Origin of the sequence: Moorena producens 3L (genome assembly GCF_000211815.1) — a bacterium.
Lineage (GTDB): Bacteria > Cyanobacteriota > Cyanobacteriia > Cyanobacteriales > Coleofasciculaceae > Moorena > Moorena producens.
Genome location: NZ_GL890874.1, coordinates 1 through 4,036, shown reverse-complemented (window position 1 = coordinate 4,036; position 4,036 = coordinate 1). Strand labels below are relative to the sequence as shown.

The following is a 4,036-nucleotide window of genomic DNA, read 5'->3' as shown; positions in this document are numbered from 1 at the left end:
GCATCAGTAACGATACAGCTAGCATTGCTGGAGATAAAATTCACAGCATCAAGGCGCTTGTTGCCATCAGCAATAAATCCCTTTAGAGCATCTAAATCACCACCGCCAACAAATCCACCTTTGGCATCGGCAGCAACTACGGCTTTTGAAAAAGCGTCTAGCATTAAAATCTCCTTATCAATAACAAGGACTTAATTAAAATTATTGGTCTTGTCGTTCATGAATTGACTAACCAATTTAGACGATAAAAGCTGTTTGACACTCTAGTCCCATTTATGAGAAACAAAGCAACAAAACATTACAAAAATTTCCGTCTAGCGGTCTAATTGTATACTTTTGTATCAATAATCTTTTAAGTGTTTGGTTAAGTGCTAAACAGTATCGTCAAGATCAGGGTCAATACCTGCTGCTCGTAGCTGCTCAGCCAACCGAGCCGCTCTTGCTAAAGCAGCTTGAGTTCGTTGGCGCTCCTGCTCCACTATAGACTCTGCTTCTTCAGCACGTTGTCGCTCTTGTTCAGCTCTTTCCCTTTCTAGTAAAGCTCGTTCATCACCAATCAACAACAGATTTCCTTGTTCATCCCACCACCTTAGCCATAGTTGAGTTTGATTCTGATAACTTCCTTGCCATAAGCCTAGTTCTACACCCAACGGTGAAATAGAATAATGCCCTCGTTCATTAGGGGTTAATTTCTGATAAAACCCACTGATCAAGGTATAGACTTCAAGAGAGCCGTTGTTTATTTGATAAATACCATAGTAGGGAATTCGGATAATTTGCTCATACACCCAAAACTTCCCTGGCTTAGTTACTTCTCCTTGAGTCGAGAGGGATAATGGGGTTTTGTCCCGTTCTTCCTCGCCATTGCCACTGGCGAATTCTAATGCAATTAATGGTGCTATATGTTCCCGCCACACCACATAGGAGCGACGAATTTTACCATCTAGCTGAGGAGGGACATTGGGCACATAGAACCAATCAGGCGCTTCGGCTCCTTTTTCAGGTGGGTCAGTTTCTCGCCAGTAGATACCACAGTCTTGCCCAATGGCATATTGTCCATCAGGATGTCGCTGTTGTAAGATCTCTCCCATCGAATCCGTTAGAATTATGCTTTGGGGATGCTCTTGAAAGTTTTTCACAAATGTTCCATCTGACTCCGGTAGCTGGGTGTGGTCAGGGAAGGGAGGAGGTAATTTGACTCGAGGTACTATCTCAGTCATGATCTGGCCTAGACTATTGCGGTGATGATTCTATATATTATTCTGGCTGCTCTAGTTTGATAGCCGATCGCAATTACCAATTATTAGAGCATGGTAATAGTGCTTAGTACACTAAAGATGCTCTTCCAAGGTTACTAATGACGTCAGCTGTCAGCCGTCAGCTGTCAGCCGTCAGCTATCATGCTTAAAATAAACCTCGTTCGCGTAGGGTGCGCACCTCAAGTAGCGTGCCCCTATGCGCAATGCGCAAACGGTAGAATTTAATAGTTCGAGATTTTCTCGAATTGAAAGTCTGGGGATTTGCCCATCTAAGCATATGCGCTACGCGCACGCTACTTGATGTGACGTTAGCGGTAAGCTATCATGCCAACTTAACTCAGCATTATTCGAATGCTTACCTGTTGTCTTGATCCCAAGCGCGAGTGGGGGAAACCCCCTTTGGCCGACTGCATCGCTTATTCAAAAGCTGTTCGGTGTAGCTTGCCCATAAGCTGATAGCTGATAGCTGATAGCTGATAGCTTACCTAATGACTAATCCTAATGGCTAATGACTAGCAATTGCTTTAGTAACTGCTTTCTCCCGAATCAACCAATCTGAATCATTAGCTGCCAGATCTTGACCACTACTGGTATCCCCTAACTGCTCTAATGCCATTAAACTGGCATATTTCAAGTCAAAAATCTTGGTATTGAGGCTGTTTTGGAGTAAGGGAATTGCCCGTTCATCCCCTAAATTCCCCAAAGCAATAGCAGCACCAGCACGGGATTTCTGAAACTGGGGTGCTTTATTGTGTAGGGCTTCCACTATCAAATCGTACGCATCGGCGTATTTCAGCCAGCCTAAAAGTTTGACAACATGGTAGTGAGCACCATAATCGTTATGGGCTTTGTCAGCATAGGTAGCAAGTAGCGCTTCAGCAACAGCGTCTGGGGACAACTTGAGCAGAGTTTTACTGCCTAGATAACATCGCCCAAAATCTGTGTGGTATAGCTCGTTAATCAAGAATTCTAAAGTGGGCATTTGGTCATATTCATGAACCAGCTCTAGGTGATCAGGATGATCACGAATCACTTGATCCAGTGATGGTTCGATATCCTCAAAGGTGATATCACCGGCTGGCAACCCAGCCTCTGCCAAGAGGCGAATTCCTCGTATTCGGAAGACCATGGAAATGGGACAGGTGGCAATTTTAGGAATTGCTTGGTAGTATCGGGCATCAATCAGGTCTTGAATACAGGCTCGTCGGGCATTGACACTAGAGTGTTGCAGGAATGCCATCACCTTGTGCATTTCGGTGGTATCCCCTGTGAACCGACAAACCGTTGCGATCGCAGCACTGGCTATGGGTTCATTATCGGATTTAGTAAAGGTCTTAATCTTGTCAAGGGCTGGTTTATAGTCCAGTGCGGCCAAAGTTTGGATAATCACCCGATAAGTCTGACCTGGTTTTTCTAGTAACTGGGCTATTTCTTCGAGAATTTCGGGATCTTGAGTGCCAATTTCCCCAATTGCCCAGACAGCATTTTCCACCGTGTAACAATCCTCATCCCCTAGACATGACCGAATGATGGGTAGGGCTACAGAGGCTTTCAGACGACCTAAACTTTCCACTGCCTTGCGTCGAGCGATACGATGGTACATTTCTGAATTTTGTTCTTGCACCGTTTCCATCAGGGCATTGATTGACTGCTCGCTGGGAAAGTTAATTAAATGGGATGCAGCCAGATAGCGATCAGATTGGTCTTCCAGCTGGTCTAAGGGGGTCTTTAAAAGTGTGATCGCTTGATCTTCGGTCAAATTAAATATATTGGCAAAACGTTTATCCATCAGTGATTTAGTCGTGATTTAGGAATTAACAATAGGATTTACTAAGTTTAGTTGGTTGTAAGCATTGAGCTATCAGCCATCAGCCATCAGCTCTCAGCCATCAGCTCTCAGCCATCAGCTCTCAGCCATCAGCTATCAGCCATCAGCTATCAGCCATTAGCTATCCGCTTTGGGCTTTTGGCCATCAGCCATCAGCTATCAGCCATCAGCTATCAGCTTTGGGCTTTTGGCCATCAGCTATCCGCTTTGGGCTTTTGGCCACGCTACTTGAGGTACTTTTGAATAAAATAATAACCTGACGGCTGATAGCTGATAGCTGTTCGCGTAGCTTACAGTTAGTTTTACCCCCCTAACCCCCCAAAACAATTAGGGGACTCTTTGACGGTACTCAACCAATCCAGGCAAAGCAACGTACTAAGAGTCCCCAGGTACTGATCGAAATGTTAGTCAATCAGCGACGGATTTTCACCGTGATCTCCTTAGGACAGGGAGTTGATTACATAGTCGAGGTAAGCTTTGTACTCAACTAAAGCTTGAGCAGACATGTCACGAGGAGCACAACCGCGATCGCGAGTGAACTCAAGAGCTGCTACATAAGGAGCAGTAGGTAGGTTCAAAGAACGGTAAACTTCACGCTGACCAGCAATACCCCACTCATCTAGAGGACCAGTACCACCAACAACTAAGCAGTAGTTGATCAAGCGTAGGTAGTGACCAAGATCGCGGTAGCACTTGTCAATCTTGACTTGAGAATCCCCAGCTTCACCAGACTCTTTCAGGTAAGGATACTTCTTAAAGCAAGCATCACCAGCTTCTTTGGTTACTTTATCAATGCCTTCTGCTAGCTTTTCAGCAGCTTCCATACGAGCAGCAGCCCGTTGTAGGCTACCTTGAACGGACTCAAGGTCAGAGCTGCTAGGAAAACGACCTGCAGCATCGGCAGCAGTAACAACTGTGCTTATAACTGATTTCATTTTTATATATCTCC

At 45.0% G+C, this 4,036-nt stretch carries 5 protein-coding genes; 1 reads left to right on the top strand and 4 read right to left on the bottom strand.

Features of this window, described 5'->3' with window-relative positions:
- From LYNGBM3L_RS49775 to cpeY, 3 genes are all read right to left on the bottom strand, one after another.
- A partial coding sequence (locus LYNGBM3L_RS49775; protein WP_044492877.1) for a bilin-binding protein occupies positions 1-164 on the bottom strand: 164 nt, incomplete at its 3' end.
- A 207-nt stretch (positions 165-371) separates the two neighbouring features.
- Positions 372-1,220 carry a Uma2 family endonuclease gene (locus LYNGBM3L_RS12190; RefSeq protein WP_008183157.1) on the bottom strand — a complete coding sequence of 283 codons (849 nt, stop codon included), beginning with the start codon at positions 1,218-1,220 and terminating at the stop codon, positions 372-374.
- A gap of 544 nt (positions 1,221-1,764) precedes the next feature.
- Positions 1,765-3,048 (bottom strand): C-phycoerythrin alpha-cysteine-82 phycoerythrobilin lyase CpeY, encoded by a 1,284-nt coding sequence (gene cpeY, locus LYNGBM3L_RS12185; RefSeq protein ID WP_008183156.1) that lies wholly within the window; start codon positions 3,046-3,048, stop codon positions 1,765-1,767.
- A gap of 51 nt (positions 3,049-3,099) precedes the next feature.
- On the opposite strand from cpeY, the gene LYNGBM3L_RS35385 reads away from it, so the two are divergent.
- A complete protein-coding gene (locus LYNGBM3L_RS35385) occupies positions 3,100-3,330 on the top strand; it encodes a hypothetical protein (protein WP_008183154.1) in 231 nt (76 codons plus the stop codon).
- Positions 3,331-3,527: 197 nt separating this feature from the next.
- On the opposite strand, the gene cpeA is transcribed toward LYNGBM3L_RS35385, so the two are convergent.
- The gene (gene cpeA / locus LYNGBM3L_RS12175; RefSeq protein WP_044492874.1) at positions 3,528-4,022 is read right to left on the bottom strand and encodes a C-phycoerythrin subunit alpha; all 495 of its coding nucleotides are present in this window, start codon (positions 4,020-4,022) and stop codon (positions 3,528-3,530) included.
- Between the last annotated feature and the right edge of the window lie 14 nt (positions 4,023-4,036).

Coding starts and splice junctions, on each gene's coding strand:
- LYNGBM3L_RS12190 (WP_008183157.1), bottom strand. CDS start 1,220: ATGACTGAGATAGTACCTCGAGTCAAATTACCTCCTCCCTTCCCTGAC.
- cpeY (WP_008183156.1), bottom strand. CDS start 3,048: ATGGATAAACGTTTTGCCAATATATTTAATTTGACCGAAGATCAAGCG.
- cpeA (WP_044492874.1), bottom strand. CDS start 4,022: ATGAAATCAGTTATAAGCACAGTTGTTACTGCTGCCGATGCTGCAGGT.